The following is a 645-nucleotide window of genomic DNA, read 5'->3' on the forward strand; positions in this document are numbered from 1 at the left end:
GTGGTCACGTTGGTGGCGGTCGAGTACGGGCAGACCCTGCTGGTCACCCGCTCGGCGCTGCTCGACGAGATGGGCAGCGACTATCTGACGACCGCGCGGGCCAAGGGACTTCGGGACGACCAGGTCCGGCGCCGGCACGCGGTCCCGAACGCGCTGCTGCCGACCGTCACCCTCGTCTTCGTCAACCTCGGCCGTACGGTCGCGGGCGTGATCCTGGTGGAGACGGTCTTCTCCTGGCCCGGTCTGGGCGGGCTGTTCTACCAGGCCCTGAGCGTGCCCGATCTGCCCCTGGTCCAGGGGCTGTTCCTCTTCTTCGCCGCGGCGGTGATCGTCATGAACACACTGGCGGACCTGGTGTATCCGCTGCTCGAACCCCGGGTGGGCCGATGACCACTCCCCCGGTCGCCCAGGCCGGTCCCCGCGCGCTCGCCTGGCAGCGCCGCCGCCGGTCCGCCGTACGGTTCTGGACGCGCTCCCGCACCCCCCGGGCCGGGCTGGTCGGACTGGCCGCGCTCGGTCTGTTCGCGCTGGTCGCGCTCACCGCGCCCCTGACCCACCCCACCCCCCCCCCCCCCCCCCCCCACCCCCCCCCCCCCCCCCCCCCCCCCCCCCCCCCCCCCCCCCCCCCCCCCCCCCCCCCCCACC

Annotated in this window: 1 protein-coding gene; it reads left to right on the plus strand. The window is 75.5% G+C overall.

Annotation, left to right across the window (positions count from 1 at the left end; all coding sequences use genetic code 11):
* Positions 1–390 (plus strand): ABC transporter permease (locus ACFWI9_RS34785; RefSeq protein ID WP_387169420.1); only part of this gene is annotated, 390 nt, incomplete at its 5' end.
* Positions 391–645: the final 255 nt, after the last annotated feature.

The organism is Streptomyces sp. NPDC127084 (genome assembly GCF_042724175.1).
Classification (GTDB): Bacteria; Actinomycetota; Actinomycetes; order Streptomycetales; family Streptomycetaceae; genus Streptomyces.